11 protein-coding genes are annotated in these 15895 nt (G+C 41.8%); 5 read left to right on the top strand and 6 right to left on the bottom strand.

The genetic code is table 11. The annotated features are described in order from the left end of the window. Positions 1-6 precede the first annotated feature (6 nt). Both nagZ and ACH8JV_RS03400 read left to right on the top strand, forming a co-directional pair. Complete coding sequence (gene nagZ, locus ACH8JV_RS03395) at positions 7-1026, top strand: beta-N-acetylhexosaminidase (protein ID WP_396519725.1); 1020 nt, start codon at positions 7-9, stop codon at positions 1024-1026. A 345-nt stretch (positions 1027-1371) separates the two neighbouring features. Further along, complete coding sequence (locus ACH8JV_RS03400) at positions 1372-2214, top strand: class I SAM-dependent methyltransferase (protein ID WP_396519727.1); 843 nt, start codon at positions 1372-1374, stop codon at positions 2212-2214. Between the two features lie 57 nt (positions 2215-2271). Here the strand turns inward: ACH8JV_RS03400 and ACH8JV_RS03405 are convergent, their stop codons facing one another. Further along, positions 2272-3585 (bottom strand): alpha/beta fold hydrolase, encoded by a 1314-nt coding sequence (locus ACH8JV_RS03405; RefSeq protein WP_396519729.1) that lies wholly within the window; start codon positions 3583-3585, stop codon positions 2272-2274. A gap of 299 nt (positions 3586-3884) precedes the next feature. Between ACH8JV_RS03405 and ACH8JV_RS03410 the strand changes: the two genes are divergently transcribed. After that, a complete protein-coding gene (locus tag ACH8JV_RS03410) occupies positions 3885-5150 on the top strand; it encodes a glutamate-5-semialdehyde dehydrogenase (protein ID WP_343568604.1) in 1266 nt (421 codons plus the stop codon). A gap of 105 nt (positions 5151-5255) precedes the next feature. Here the strand turns inward: ACH8JV_RS03410 and ACH8JV_RS03415 are convergent, their stop codons facing one another. From ACH8JV_RS03415 to edd, 5 genes are all read right to left on the bottom strand, one after another. Continuing rightward, entirely contained in the window at positions 5256-6884 is a 1629-nt protein-coding gene (locus ACH8JV_RS03415; RefSeq protein WP_274785914.1) for an NADP-dependent glyceraldehyde-3-phosphate dehydrogenase, read from the bottom strand. A 144-nt stretch (positions 6885-7028) separates the two neighbouring features. Further along, a complete protein-coding gene (locus ACH8JV_RS03420) occupies positions 7029-7541 on the bottom strand; it encodes a gluconokinase (protein ID WP_087606373.1) in 513 nt (170 codons plus the stop codon). Between the two features lie 17 nt (positions 7542-7558). Beyond that, on the bottom strand, positions 7559-8917 hold the full coding sequence (locus ACH8JV_RS03425; RefSeq protein WP_004698779.1) for a gluconate:H+ symporter: 1359 nt from the start codon (positions 8915-8917) through the stop codon (positions 7559-7561). 185 nt (positions 8918-9102) lie between these two features. Continuing rightward, positions 9103-9732 carry a bifunctional 4-hydroxy-2-oxoglutarate aldolase/2-dehydro-3-deoxy-phosphogluconate aldolase gene (gene eda, locus ACH8JV_RS03430; RefSeq protein ID WP_077169059.1) on the bottom strand — a complete coding sequence of 210 codons (630 nt, stop codon included), beginning with the start codon at positions 9730-9732 and terminating at the stop codon, positions 9103-9105. A 20-nt stretch (positions 9733-9752) separates the two neighbouring features. Then, entirely contained in the window at positions 9753-11606 is a 1854-nt protein-coding gene (edd, locus tag ACH8JV_RS03435) for a phosphogluconate dehydratase (RefSeq protein ID WP_396519731.1), read from the bottom strand. Between the two features lie 760 nt (positions 11607-12366). Here edd and ACH8JV_RS03440 point away from each other — a divergent pair. Next, complete coding sequence (locus ACH8JV_RS03440; protein WP_134262239.1) at positions 12367-13569, top strand: acetate/propionate family kinase; 1203 nt, start codon at positions 12367-12369, stop codon at positions 13567-13569. 43 nt (positions 13570-13612) lie between these two features. Beyond that, positions 13613-15757, top strand: coding sequence for a phosphate acetyltransferase (gene pta, locus ACH8JV_RS03445; protein WP_396480439.1), 2145 nt, complete (start codon positions 13613-13615; stop codon positions 15755-15757). The last annotated feature ends 138 nt before the right edge of the window (positions 15758-15895 follow it).

A 15895-nucleotide genomic window follows, 5' to 3' on the forward strand; every position in this document is an offset into this window, starting at 1 on the left:
ACCAATATGATTGGCGCGTTGATGCTGGACATTGCCGGCACAGAACTTACTAAAGAAGATATTGAACTATTACAAGCTCCGCAAGTCGGTGGCATGATTTTATTTGCACGAAATATTGAATCACCACAACAAGTCCGTGCTTTAACCGACCATATGCGCCAAGTTCGCCCAGATATTTTGATTGCTGTCGATCAAGAAGGTGGTCGAGTTCAACGTTTAAAAGCTGGCTTTACACTATTACCAGCGATGGGCCGCTTTGGCGAACTCTATATCACCCAACCACAAAAGGCGCTTGAACTGGCTGAACAGTGTGGCTGGTTAATGGCAACCGAAGTCTTGGCTGTGGGGATCGATTTCAGTTTTGCACCAGTTTTAGACCTTAATGCCATTAGTGATGTCATTGGTGACCGTGGCTTCTCTAAAAACATTGAGGATATTGCCCCGCTTGCTGGCGCATTTATGCGCGGTATGAAAAAAGCTGGTATGGCAAATACCGGCAAGCACTTCCCAGGCCACGGTTCGGTAAAAGCCGACTCACATGTCGCTGCAGCAATCGACAGCCGTAGCTATGATGAAATTTATAACCATGACATGCAAAGTTTCATTAAGCTTATGCCTGAGCTAGATGCACTCATGCCTGCACATGTGATTTATGATCAGGTTGACCCAAATCCGGCAGGTTTCTCACCTTTCTGGATTCAAGAAGTTCTACGCAAACGTTTGAATTTTAATGGCGTACTTTTCTCTGATGACTTAAGCATGCAAGCTGCTTGCGTCGCTGGTGGTGCAGATGCGCGTATTCAGGCCGCTCTGGCAGCGGGTTGTGATATGGGGCTGGTATGTAATGACCGTAGTGCAGCATGTACAGCACTTGAAGGTATTGCGAACTTAGAGCTACCAAACCAAGAACGCCTTGAACGCATGCGTGGTCAAATTCCACAAATCCAAGTTGGTGAAACTTTATCGCTTGGAAATGACTGGCAAGCTGTCAAAACAGCCATTGAAGAGTTTAAAAGCTCACTCTAAAGTATGGATACGTGAAAACGTCATCTGCAACCTGAGCAATGCAAAAGCGTTAGCGCTTTCGCATTGCGCAAGACAAACGAAGTGCGTAGCATTTACTAAAGCATAGCTTTCGTTTTACGGTACGGCAAAGATAATTAATCTTTGCTATTCGTACCTCAGGTTTTGCCTACTTTTGTCGAAACAAAAGTAGGTCGAACCGAAGGTTAATCCCGAAATGAAATGTTTAAAACAGCAAAACTCCGGCGTGATGCACTAGTCAGCTTAAATGACATAATTTCAATGCAAGATCTTATGATGCTTAGGTAATTAAGATCACACAAAAACAATAAATCGAGTTCAGGACGAATGACACAACACCTTTCAAAACACCGCCACATCTCTTTTACAGCCCACTATACGGGTTATATCTGGTATCAAATGGGGATCTCTCATGAAGCACTTGCTACAGCCAAAGGCAAATCACTAGCATATTTGGTTCATCCAATAGAATCATGGGCAGAGAAATATGTGGGTGGCAGCATGCGCACGACGCTTAAGCAGCGCCATACCATGCTTGATCATAATTTAGAGAAGTTAATTCAAGAAAACTCTGATTTACAGGTGCTTGAAATTGCCTGTGGTTTATCACCACGTGGCTGGTGGTTTAGGCAGCATTACCCTTCTATTACCTATCGAGAACTTGATTTACCCGATATGGCACAAACCAAACAAAATGCCCTACAACAAATTGAAAAAAATGCACCTGAGATTTTATCAGTCGATTTATTTACAGATGCTTTTGCTCAAGCATTTGAAGTGTTTGACCCGAACCGCCCACTGGTTGTGATTAGTGAAGGTTTGATTAACTATTTTGATAAAGACTTATTAAAACAACTGATCCAGTCGATTGCTCACTACGGAACTTCTTTTAAAAAGTTCCATTACTTAACCGACCTTTACCCTGAACCCGTTAAAAATAAACTCGCCAGTATTATCTGGAACAGCAGTAAATTACTTAAACTTATGTCTCGAAGCTCTTTTAGTTTTCACTTTAAAACGCCACTTGAAGTGAAAGACTTTTTTGAAGATGCAGGATTTAATCAGGTAAGTGTTGAACAACCACAAATATTCTTTGGACAAGTTTCTAAAGAGAGAGGTGAAGAACATTTAGGCGACTTAGTTTGGACCATTCACGCCCAAACAAAATAATAAATATAAAAAAAATGGAAGCTCGAAATAAACGAGCTTCCATTTATAAAAACCTAATTAAGCAGTTTGTTTTTGACGGACAATAAAACGACTTAAACGATCAGCAAGCTCAAAACTGCCATGCTTAAATAAAGCACGGATTCCTTGTTCAGTAGCTTCAAAGATTAAACATTCGATCGAGAAAGGGCCTTCCTCATCTTCTAGATGCAGAGCCAGATCCCGTGGGTGTTCATTTACAAAAACGAGCTGTGTCACATCATCTAACTTCAAGTACATCCCAAAGAAAGTGACATCTGCAATCGTCACTGACACTTCCGTTTTACATTCACGGTGGCTCAGTTTCGTTTTAGGTTGAAGAACTGAAATCCGTTCTTCACCTCGACGTTCCATACTTTGCATTTGTTCACGCGTCATTGGAATAATCCCATCCAAATTTTGGATAGATTCACCTTTTAAGAATGAAGTAAACAAACTCATGGTTTCTTTACGACGCTGGAGCTGTGGTACATGATCGGCATTGGCAATGAGAGCAAATTCCATATCTGGACATTGCAAAGCAAAATTGGCATTTTCATGAGGCAGAGTAAAACTGTCATACTGCCCTGCTGCAACCAGTGTTTTACACTTTGGAATCGGCACATCTGTTAAACGCAAAAGTCGATTACAGTTAATGTCATAACGTTCACGCTCGGTACCCGTAAACTCAGCCATTTGCCTAAAAAATAATTTTTTAGCTGTAGGTGACATACGGGTTTTATCTAACTTGGCATGATTGACCAAATATAAAATTACCGCTTGCCCAAACTCTTCCATACGGTTTTCTTGCATGAGTTTGAGCGATTCTTCCAAAATCATTCGCCAGCTTTTACGGGTCTTTTGCATAACACCCATCAAAATCATGCGATCCATCAAATCTGGACGGTGATAGGCAAAACAAGAAGCAACGACTGAACCCAACGACATTCCCATTACAGAAACTTTTTGAATTCCGACAATATCTAACCAGCGACCTAACATTTCTGATAAATCAGGTAGTTCTAATGTTCCAGCAGAAATTCCAGTATCCCGATTGGTAATTTGTTGATTTGCACCCATAGATGGCAAGTCAATTAGAATGACCGGACCACTTTCAAACAGTTGCTCAACACAATATTTATAAGAGTTAAAATTTTGAAAAGCACCACCAACAATCACAATCGGTGTTTTGTGAATGGTTTTTGGGTCTGCAATCGCCATGTATTCAATTTTCCAGCCGTCAATCCATGTGGTACGAGCTGGTTGTTTAAAACTATCTCTATGGTAGATATCGAAAAACCCAAAACCGGCATAAGCTTGGTTTATCTCCGAATCCATTTGAATAATGGAATTCATATCCTTGCTTCCTCCTTGCTGTAATTTTTTTATGCTGCAAGAGTTCCTTCTTGAACATGTAATCTTTTATGCACAAATCTTTAAAATTTGTATTAGTTTGTATTGCACAAGTCCATTCTAAACAATTGTCTGAAATATACGCAATCGCTGAAATGACCGCTCATCTTGTTTAAGCCGCTAATAGTTTTCAAAATATTTAAATGTTTTTTTATAGCGGTCACATTTTTGAAAAAAAGCCATTCATTGTTCCGCATTTGACTGCTACTATCGTAGTCATTGGTAAATGATTAAAAACTGCTATGCAAGATTCAATTGAACAATACATGCAAAAAGTCGGGCAACAAGCACGTGAGGCTTCACGCGTTTTGACAAGTGCTTCAACTTCGCTTAAAAATCATGCACTCTCTGCTATTTATACTGCTTTAGAAAATAATCAGGCAGCAATCTTGGCGGCGAATCAACTCGACATGGAAAAAGGCCGTAACAACAAGCTTGATAGCGCCTTACTTGATCGTCTTGAGCTTACACCCGCACGCTTTAAAGGGATGTTGCAAGGTTTAAAAGATGTGATCGCGCTTGTCGATCCAATTGGGGAAATTACGGATCTTGCATATCGCCCCACAGGTATTCAAATTGGAAAAATGCGTGTGCCTTTAGGTGTCGTTGGTATGATTTACGAATCACGTCCAAACGTAACACTAGAAGCTGCATCTTTAGCGATTAAATCGGGCAATGCCATTATTTTACGTGGTGGTTCAGAAGCACTTGAGTCAAATAAAGCCATCGCAGAAGCGATTAAACATGGTTTAAAAGTTGCTGGTTTACCTGAGCATTCGGTACAAGTCATTGAAACGTCTGACCGTGCAGCGGTTGGCCACCTCATTACCATGGCAGAATACGTAGATGTAATTGTTCCACGTGGTGGCAAGAGCCTAATTGAACGTGTAACCAATGAAGCTCGTATTCCTGTCATTAAGCATCTTGATGGTAACTGTCATGTGTTTGTAGAAGCTCAAGCTGACTTACAAAAAGCATTACCAATTACATTGAATGCCAAAACTCATCGTTACGGTGTTTGTAATGCAATGGAAACACTGCTTGTTGATGAAAAAATTGCAGACGTTTTCTTACCACGTATTGCTGAACTGTATGCTGAAAAACAAGTTGAGTTACGCGGTTGTCCAGAAACACGTCGTATTTTGGGTACGACTGTCAAACCTGCAACAGAAGAAGATTGGTATACCGAATATTTAGGACCAATTCTTGCCGTTAAAGTGGTTAGTGGTATTGATGAAGCAATTGACCATATCAATAAGTATGGTTCACATCACACCGATGCCATTGTAACTGAAAACTACACTTTGGCTCGTCAGTTCTTGGCTCGTGTAGACTCAAGTTCAGTCGTGATTAACGCTTCAACTCGTTTCGCTGATGGCTTTGAATATGGTTTAGGTGCTGAAATTGGTATCTCAACAGATAAAATTCATGCACGTGGTCCAGTTGGTTTAGAAGGCTTAACTTCTCAAAAATGGATTGTGTTAGGTGACGGTCAAATTCGTCAATAAGTCCTCTCTTATTTAAATAAAATGCCTGATCAATATCAGGCGTTTTATTTTGTTAGCTCCAATAAAAAACCAGCCCAAAGGCTGGTTTTTTTAGTCATATGTTCTTTAGAAAATAAAGTCGGTATTCACAAATTTAGAATAGTGCTCAGACACCATAGAGGCCAGCATGCCTTTGCTATCATCGGTCTGTTTAGCAGCAATCATAGCGCGGATAGAGAAAGCACGTAACGCATCATGCACAGACAGTGTACCTTCGGCAGAATCTTTACGGCCACCGAATGGGAATACATCTGGACCACGTTGACACTGACAATTGATATTTACACGACAAACTTGATGTACAAGTGTATCGACTAAATGACCAATTTGCTCGGGGTCGCTACCAAAAATACTCACCTGCTGACCATGATCCGAAGTCGTAACATATTCCAGCACAGTTTCAATGTCATCATAAACAGAGACAGGCACCACTGGACCAAACTGTTCTTCTCGATACAGTCTCATACCCTCTGTCACTGGATAAACTACGGCTGGATAAAACATGGTTTTGCAGAATTCACCACCTTCCGGATTAACGACTTTAGCTCCTTTTGCCACGGCATCTTCAATGACTTCAGTCATATAGGTCGTACGGTGCATACCTGGCAATGGAGTAATAAATACACCTTTTTCCCATGGCATACCCACTTTTAGTTTAGCCAGTTCAGCCGTTAAGCGCTTAACAAATTCGTCAGCTATTGACCGATGCACCATCAGCATTTTGAGCGCAGTACAACGCTGACCATTAAACGACAATGCTCCTAACAGGCACTCTTTCACTGTCAAATCCAAATCAGCATCTGGCAGAATAATGGCTGCATTCTTTGCATCTAATCCTAGAATCGCACGCAGACGGTGAGATTTAGGATGTTGTTTTTTCAAGTGATCGGCCACTTTACTAGAACCAATCAATGCCAATACATTAATTTTTCCAGATGCCAACAAATGTGGTACTACCAATGAACCTGGCGCATAAATGGTATTGATCACACCTTTTGGAAATGAATCACGGAATGCTTCCAACAATGGTTCAAACAGCAAGGTCCCAAATTGAGGTGGTTTAAAGATAATCGTGTTGCCCATCAGCATGGCCGGAATCAAGGTAGCAAAGGTTTCGTTCAGCGGGTAGTTGTATGGTCCCATACACAACACTACGCCTAATGGGGTACGACGAATTTGACCAATCGTACCTTCAGCAATTACAAAGCGGGAGTTGGCATTATCCAGATCTTTCAGGGCATCAATCGTTTGACGCATATAGGTGACAGTACGGTCGAACTCTTTTTCGGAGTCCGCCAAGCTCTTACCAATTTCCCACATTATCAGTTTAACAATGAGGTCTCGCTGTTCCACCATACGCTGAATGAAATTCTGCATACAGGCGATGCGCTCACCAACTTTCATCATTGGCCATTCACCACGACCATTATTGTAGGCGCGTACTGCCGCTTCTAACGCTTCGTCACTTTCTTTCTCACCCATGACTGGATAACTACCAAGCTCAACTTGCTGCAAGCTACCGTCAGGCTGCTGAATCCAGATTGGAGAGAATGTCTTCTTGGTTGAACCAGCCCATAACTTCAACTCACCATCCACTAATGAGATACGCTGATGAATCTGAGATGGCAGACGTACGCTGTCAGGAATACTATCTACTGGGGGAAATTTATGTTGTAAATTATTTGAATGGCTCATTATTCTTATCTCCAATTATTTATAAATTTAAACCTAGCCTGTTATGAACAGGTCTAGTTTGTGTGAATACCAGTACTGTTACCGGTATTCACCTTGCTTGGGCCTCAGGCTATAGAGCCATCAAGATGTGAGTTTTAAATGAGGTTATCCTCGACACACACTATCAGTCACCCCTAGCTTCTGGATGACTTGTTCAATGATCTGTTCTGGTGTGAGCGCAATATCAATAGCAATTGCTTCATTCACATCAGGTTCCTCTAATGTATCTAGCTGAGTTTGTAGCAATGATGGGTCAAAGAAATGGCCTGCTCGCTCAGCAAGACGTTGCTGCAACAGCTCATAAGAACCTTTTAAGTATACAAACTTAATATTCTGGTCCTGCCCTCTTAAAATATCGCGATACATCCGCTTTAAAGATGAGCATGTAAATACAGCCGTTTCACCATCTCTTTGTTTGGTTTCAATCGCCTGACGAATGGCTTGTAACCACGGCAAACGGTCTTCATCAGTTAAAGGAATACCTTGGCTCATCTTGCTTTTATTTGCAGCTGAATGAAGCGTATCGCCATCGAGGAACTCACAAGCCAAACGCTCTGATAACAACTCACCGATTAGGGTTTTACCTGTTCCACAGACACCCATTGCAATCACAATCATGGATTACTCACCTTTAATTATAAAATAGTACTAAGCAGTAGCGTGAAAGATAAACCCAACACCGAAATGATCGTTTCTAATACCGACCAAGTTTTGAGTGTCTGCCCTACTGTCATACCAAAATATTCTTTGATTAGCCAAAATCCTGCGTCATTTACATGTGAGAACACCAATGAACCTGAACCCGTCGCAAGGACTAAGAGTTCCGGTCTAACAGCAACGCCAGCCGTAGCTGCAATTGGAGCAACAATGCTACAAGCGGTAGCCATAGCAACCGTTGCAGAACCTGTAGCCAAGCGAATTAATGCTGCGACAAACCAGCCTAACAATAACGGCGATAAATTTGCCTTCAAAGCTGTAGATACAATCTCATCAGAAATACCGGTGTCACGCAAAATGCCACCAAAACCGCCACCTGCACCTACAATCAACATAATCCCGGCAATAGAAGCTAAACACCCGCCACAGAATTTTTCAATTTGTTCACGGTTAAAGCCCTGCATCGTACCAAAGGTAATAAAGCTGACCAGTACAGCAATAAGCAATGCGATATCAGAAGTACCAATAAAACGTAGTACATCATTTGCGAAAGTTTTTGGTGCAAAGAACAGATCAGCCCAACTTCCGATTAACATGAGTACAACAGGCAACATAATCGTAAATAAGGTAATCCCAAAGCTTGGTAGCTCACGAGTCTTAGTCGTATCTGCATCAACAAACTGCTTTGCTAAAGGGTTATTTTCAGGCAATTTGACGTATTTATTAATCCAGAGTGCATACAAAGGCCCAGCCACAATAGCTGTTGGAACACCGACTATTAAACTGTAAGCAATCGTTTTACCAATATCAGCATGATATGCCTGCACTGCCAGCAAAGCTGCTGGATGTGGCGGAATTAAACCATGTACAACCGACAAACCAGCAACCATAGGCAAACCAACAACTAATAAGGACTTGCCTGTCCGTTTAGCAATGTTGAACGCAATTGGAATAAGTAGAACAAAACCGACTTCGAAAAATACGGGAAGACCAACAATAAGAGCAATAAACATCATGGCCCAGTGAATATTTTTCTCACCAAACCATTTAATTAAAGTAATTGCTATTCGTTCAGCACCACCTGACTCGGCCATCATTTTGCCGAGCATCGTTCCGAGCGCGATTACAATCGCAAGGTGGCCCAAGGTTTTACCAGTACCAGCTTCATATGACTTAACAATATCGCCCATTGGCATGCCAACAGCTAAAGCTAAACCGAGTGAAACAATGATAAGAACTAAAAAGGGATAAATTCTGAACTTCGCGATCATAACAACCAATGCAATAATCGCGATTACAGTGTAGATCAGCAACATGCCACCCTGAACCGTCTCCATGGGACACTTCTCCTTGGAATTATTATTTAGGCACACTGCCTAAACAAAGGTCTTCAACCACAGTAATTCCTACTGTTAAGACATTAATTTTTTATATTTAGGTGTGACCAGCACAAACTGGTCACATCAATACAGCCTTTAAAGCACATAGAATGCACTTCATTTTTTATAAATATTGACTACATTTACAATGCTCTCAACTGACTCGCAATTTGAGCTAAACGCGTAATTTCAGCCCAGTCTTGTTCAGCAACAGCAGCTTTAGGCGTCAACCATGAACCACCCACACAAACTACGTTAGGTTGCTTCAAGAAATCTGGTGCTGACTCTGCTGTAATTCCACCGGTCGGGCAAAAACGCAAGTTTGGAAATGGACCATAAAATGCTTTGAGCATCTCGACCCCACCTGCTTGCTGAGCTGGGAAAAACTTCACAATGTCATAACCCAACTCAATCGCCTGAATCAGATCACTTGGTGTCATGACTCCTGGTAATAAAGGTAAGCCAGCATCTTGCGCAGCCAAATGTAAGTCTTTGGTCAAACCAGGAGATACACCAAACTTAGCGCCTGCTTTTTTAGCTTGAGCACAATGCTCAGGCTTGGTAATTGTTCCCACCCCCACCACAATGTCGTCTGCCAACTGAGACGCTCGCTCAATAGCAGCCAAACCAGCAGCAGTACGTAAAGTAATTTCCAGTACTTTTACACCGCCAGCATGCAATGCACGTGATACATGTTCACCTTGTTCGGCAGAGTCAAAGGCCAACACGGGAATTACTGGGCCTAATTTGACCACATCTTCAATCTTGCTCATTACGTTGTAATTCCTTTGTCTCAAATAGGCGCTTGTGGCTCTTCACCAACAAGTGAACCAAACACAGATGCACCATGTTCAGCAGGTGCTGCTGCTGCACGGAATACACCAAATAATTCACGACCAAAACCGACTTCGTTTTCTGCCTGATGTTCTGGCTGTGCAACAGAGCGTGACTGCCAAGTTTGTTCATCTAACTCAATATCGAGTACACCAGCTTCAGCATCAATAACCAGCATATCTCCGGTTTGAACTTTGCCAATCGGGCCGTTAAGTAAGGCTTCTGGAGACAAGTGAATCACTGCAGGCACTTTGCCTGAAGCGCCAGACATACGACCGTCAGTGACTAATGCAACATGGAAACCTTGATCTTGTAAAACACCCAACACAGGCGTCAAACGATGTAACTCAGGCATACCATTCGCACGTGCACCTTGGAAACGAACAACCGCAATAAAGTCTCGGTGTAATTCGCCACGGTCAAACGCTGCTTGTACCGCTTCTTGAGAATCAAACACAATTGCTGGAGCTCTAACTTTACGGTGCTCTGGCGCAACCGCAGAAATCTTGATAACACCACGACCAAGGCGACCTTGCATTAAGCGCAAACCACCATCTGGCTGAAACGGCGCATCAATGCTACGGAGTACTTTGTCATCAAGGCTTTGAACCACACCGTCAACCCAAGTGAGCTTACCGTCAATCAATTTCGGTTCTTTGGTGTAGTGCTGTAAACCCTTACCAGCGACTGTTGTTACATCGCTATGCAACAAACCTGCCTCAAGTAAGTTACGAATAAGGAATGCCACCCCACCCGCTGCTTGGAAATGGTTTACATCGGCCTTACCATTTGGATAGATTTTTGCGAGCAATGGAACAACAGCAGACAACTCATCAAAGTCATCCCAGTCAATTAAGATGCCAGCCGCACGTGCAATCGCAATAAGATGTAACGTATGGTTGGTTGAACCGCCTGTAGCCAGTAAAGCGACAATGCCGTTTATAATTGCTTTTTCATCAATCACATGACCGATTGGTGTGTAGTTGCCTCGCTCAGCAGTTAAGTCAAGTACACGCTTAGCAGCTTCAGCAGTGAGCGCATCACGTAATGGCGTATGAGGGTGAACAAATGCAGCGCTTGGCAAATGTAAACCCATGACTTCCATCAGCATTTGGTTACTATTAGCAGTACCGTAGAAGGTACATGTGCCTTGACCATGATAGGCAGCCGATTCAGCTTCAAGTAAGGCATCTCGGCCCACTTGACCAGTCGCGAATTGTTGACGAATTTTAGCTTTATCATCATTCGATAAACCGCTACTCATTGGACCCGCAGGCACAAAAATAGTCGGTAGATAACCAAACTGTAAGGCACCAATCAGTAAGCCCGGTACAATTTTATCGCATACGCCGAGACACAATGCGGCATCGAACATATTATGAGAAAGTGCAATTGCTGTACTCATCGCAATTGTTTCACGTGAAAACAATGACAATTCCATACCGGCATTACCTTGAGTAATGCCATCACACATTGCTGGGACACCACCAGCAAACTGAGCAACACCACCATTTTCACGGGCAGCTGTTTTTATAATGTCTGGGAAGGTTTTATAAGGGGCATGTGCTGAAAGCATTTCATTATATGAAGACACAATGCCAATATTTGGTTCACGGCCAACTTTAATAATTAATTTTTCATTATCTTCCATGCTGGCAAAACCATGCGCGAGATTGGCACATGAGAGTGCTCCACGAGCAGGAAATTTACCTTGGGCATGTTCAATGCGTTGTAAATATGCAGAACGAGTTTTTTGGCTACGCGCGATTACACGCTCGGTAACTTTTGCCAATATTGGGTTCGGCAAGTCCATGCTGGACGCTCCTGTACAACCGGATAAGCCGGAAAAACAAAATAGACCAAATGATATATTTAACGATCATTTGGCAGAGGGATGAATAATATTATTAAGGCAAAAAGCGACATGCAAGCCCTTATAACTCCGAGCAATACCCTAGCCCTTAGCATTAAAGACAAATAATGTTTAAGTTTTAAACAAGGAAATGATTTTATTTTTAACTATATTTACGGGTAAATTAAAGATTAATAACTATGAGAAATTTCTCATAATATCAAAGCAATAAAATATCTTTATAAATGGGTGAGCACTGACTTTTTTATACTTAGTTTAATATTAAAAATGTTTATAATTTATCCTTTTTATCCTATATATAAACTATTAAAACTTAATTTCAATTACGTATATTATTTGTAATACTCCCCTCTAGTTTGATTAAAATAACAACACTTCTTTTTTCTTAAAAAATTTATACCAAATAGTTGAAAATTACATTGATTCAAAATTTACTTTTCATAAATACATACAAAAAACTGTTTAATTCTTCTACAAAAAAACAATAAATACAGTGGTTAAGCTTTATACTCAACGAATATTAGTTATAAAAAATTTGATGGTCGATAGTGCTTAAGTCTAATGGGCTAAAGTCTATCTTGGACAGAAAAACAACACATGTTAAAACATCACAACCTGCTCTTAATGCATGTTGCAATTAATGCCTTTTGATCAGGAAGTTAGGAAAACTATTTTTAAATCAGGACTTGGGTATTTCAACGTGGCTACATCAGTATTAGTTATTAATTGCGGTTCTTCATCTATTAAATACGCGCTGGTTTCAGACCGTCGTGAAGATCGTATTTATGGTTTAGCAGAAAACTTAGGGGCGGCTGATGCTCGTATTAAAGGAATTACTGTCGGTGGAGAACCACTAGAGCTCTCAATTCCCTATGCTGACCACGCCAAAGCTTTAGAAACTTTACTTGCACGTCTTGCAAACTATAAACCTCAAGCAATCGGTCACCGTGTCGTACATGGTGGAAGCCTCACCAAAGCTGAATTACTTACTCCTGAAATTATAGAACGTATTCGTGCAGCTACTCCTCTTGCACCGCTTCATAACCCAGCCCACTTAATCGGGATTGAAGCAACGATGCGCCTATTTCCTGAATTACCTCAAGTTGCCGTATTTGACACTGCATTTCATCAAACCATGCCTGCGCATGCATACCGTTATGCAATCCCTAAATTTTTATATACAGATCATAACGTTCGCCGCTATGGCTTCCACGGCACAAGTCATGCTTATGTGTCTGACCGCGGTAGTGAACTGGCTGGTAATTTCCAAAAAGGCGGTTGGTTAACAGCACACTTGGGCAATGGTAGTTCGACATGTGCCGTATGGAATGGACAAAGTGTTGATACCTCTATGGGCCTTACTCCGCTTGAAGGCGTTGTGATGGGAACCCGTAGTGGGGATGTCGACCCAAGCTTACACAGTTTCCTTGCAAAAAATCTTGGTTGGGACTTGGCGAAAATCGATAAAGTTTTGAATAACGAAAGTGGCTTACTCGGCTTATCACAACTCTCTAACGATATGCGTACAGTGATTGAAGCCTCTGAAAATGGCAACGAAGATGCGCGTCTTGCAATTGAAGTATTTAGCTACCGCCTTGCAAAATCACTTGCTGCCTTAAGCTGTGGTTTACCGAGCATTGATGGCCTGATCTTCACAGGTGGTATTGGTGAAAACTCAGCTTACATTCGTGAAAAAACTTTAGCTTATTTACCTCACTTTGGTTTACAGCTCGATAAAGACCAGAACAACAATTTAAAACGTGGCACAGAAGGTCGTATCGATAGTGGTACAGGCCCACAAATTTGGGTGATTCCAACCGATGAAGAAGGCCGTATTGCCAAAGAAACTCGTCAGGTTGTAGACGTTGCACAAAATACATCTCCTGAAGTTAGCCTTGCTTAATTACAGAAGTCAAAAAACGCTATTCATTTATTTATAGGTTTATATGAATACAATTTTATTAATTCCTACAGGTGAAGGGGTTGGTTTAACCTCTGCCTGCTTAGGTATGATTTATGCACTTGATTGTAATGGGATTAAAGCAGGCTTTTTAAAACCGTTTTCTCAGGTAGATCAAGAAAATTTAGACCGAACTACATCTTTATTTGGTCATTTATTTCAAGGTAAAACTGTTCAATCCATTTCTCATGAAAAGTTAACCCAACGCATTGCGTCAGGTGAAGTTGATGAGCTACTTGAAGAAGCAGTAAGTCTTCATCGTAGTATTGCAGCAGACAACAATGTCATTATTGTTGAAGGCCTATTGCCAAATGGACAAGACCATTTTGCCAGTGAGCTTAATGCAAGTCTTGCTCAAGCCCTCGATGCAGAAGTGGTTTTAGTGAGCACTGCTGACATTCAAAACCCACGTAAAACAGCCGAGAAAGTTGAAGCTCACTTGCGTCAGTTTGGCGGTGCAACTTCAAACCGAACAGCAGGTGTACTCTTTATGCGTACACGCGGGTTATCTGAGGAAACAGCTCAGATTCCTGTTGCGTTTGATCCATCGTTACGACCGACTGAAGACATCGCAAAATTTACGACAGAGCTGCAAAAATATAATCGCTACTTTGGATCGAACGATTTACCCATTATTGGTTTAGTCCCATTTAGTAATACCTTAAGTGTACCTAGAACTTTAGACATCGCGAACGTGATTGACGGTCAATGGGTACATCAAGGCGAAGCGAAAACACGTCGTATTTTGCATTCAAGTTTAATTGCCTCAAGCATTGAATATGAACTGAATAAATTCATTGCTGGCGAACTGATTATTAGTGCATCTGAACGTACCGACGTTTTACTTGCAGGTAGCTTGGCAACCAGCAACGGTATTCCATTGGCAGGCTTGGTACTGACCGAACGTGAAGCACCTGCCCCTGAGCTTTTAGAGTTTTGCCAAAGCGCTATCAAACAAGGCTTACCAATTTTACATACCCGTTTAAACACACTGGAAACGGCACAGCGCTTATCTGATTTTGGTAATGAAATTCCAATCGATGACACTGAACGTGCCGAGCAAGTGACTCGTTTTGTTTCAAGTCATATCGATGTCGAATGGCTTAAACAGCACAGTAATAACGGTGCAACTCCACGCCTTTCTCCTTCTGCATTCCGTCATGAGTTAGTGCAAAAATCAATTGCAGCTAAAAAACGAATTGTGCTTCCAGAAGGCGATGAGCCACGTACTATTGAAGCAGCTGCTATTTGTCAGGCGCGTGGTATTGCGCATTGTATTTTGCTAGCAAAACCAGATGCAGTACAAGACGTTGCAAAAGCACGCGGTATTGAACTACCAGCTGACCTAGAAATTATTGATCCGGACAGTATTCGCAACCAATATGTTTCACCAATGGTTGAACTGCGCAAAGGTAAACTCAACGAGTTACAAGCCAAAGATCAATTACAAGACACCGTAGTTCTCGGCACCATGATGCTGGCGCTAGATCATGTAGACGGTTTGGTTTCTGGTGCAGTTCATACAACAGCGAACACCGTGCGCCCTGCTTTTCAACTGATTAAAACCGCACCTTCTTACTCACTGGTTTCATCCATATTCTTTATGCTTTTACCAGATGAAGTCTATGTTTACGGTGACTGTGCAATTAACCCAGACCCTACAGCCGACCAGCTTGCTGAAATTGCGATTCAGTCTGCTGACTCTGCAAAAGCGTTTGGAATTGACCCACGTATTGCCATGATCAGCTACTCGACTGGAACCTCTGGAACAGGTGCGGATGTTGAGAAAGTACAACAAGCGACTCAAATTGCTCAGCAACGTCGCCCTGATTTACTGATTGATGGTCCACTCCAATACGATGCAGCTTCTGTTGAAAGTGTGGGTCGTCAAAAGGCACCTGACTCACGTGTTGCTGGTCGTGCCAATGTATTTATTTTCCCAGACTTAAATACAGGTAACACGACCTATAAAGCAGTACAACGTGCAGCAAATGTAGTCAGCGTTGGACCAATGTTGCAAGGCCTAAACAAACCAGTCAATGACTTGTCTCGTGGTGCTTTAGTAGATGACATCGTCTTTACTATTGCATTAACAGCAATTCAGGCTGAACAACAAGCTGCTGCCAAATAATTAATATCATTTAATCTTTTCTACCTCTCGCCATTTGATGTCCGCTCAAATGGCTTTTTTTATTCTCAAATAACTGCCTTAGCAGTTGGTTGTTCTTAGTTTTAAATCACTTAGCATTGGTCTTATTCGACTTTCGGT

It is taken from the genome of Acinetobacter sp. ABJ_C5_2 (assembly GCF_044538485.1).
GTDB lineage: Bacteria > Pseudomonadota > Gammaproteobacteria > Pseudomonadales > Moraxellaceae > Acinetobacter > Acinetobacter nosocomialis_A.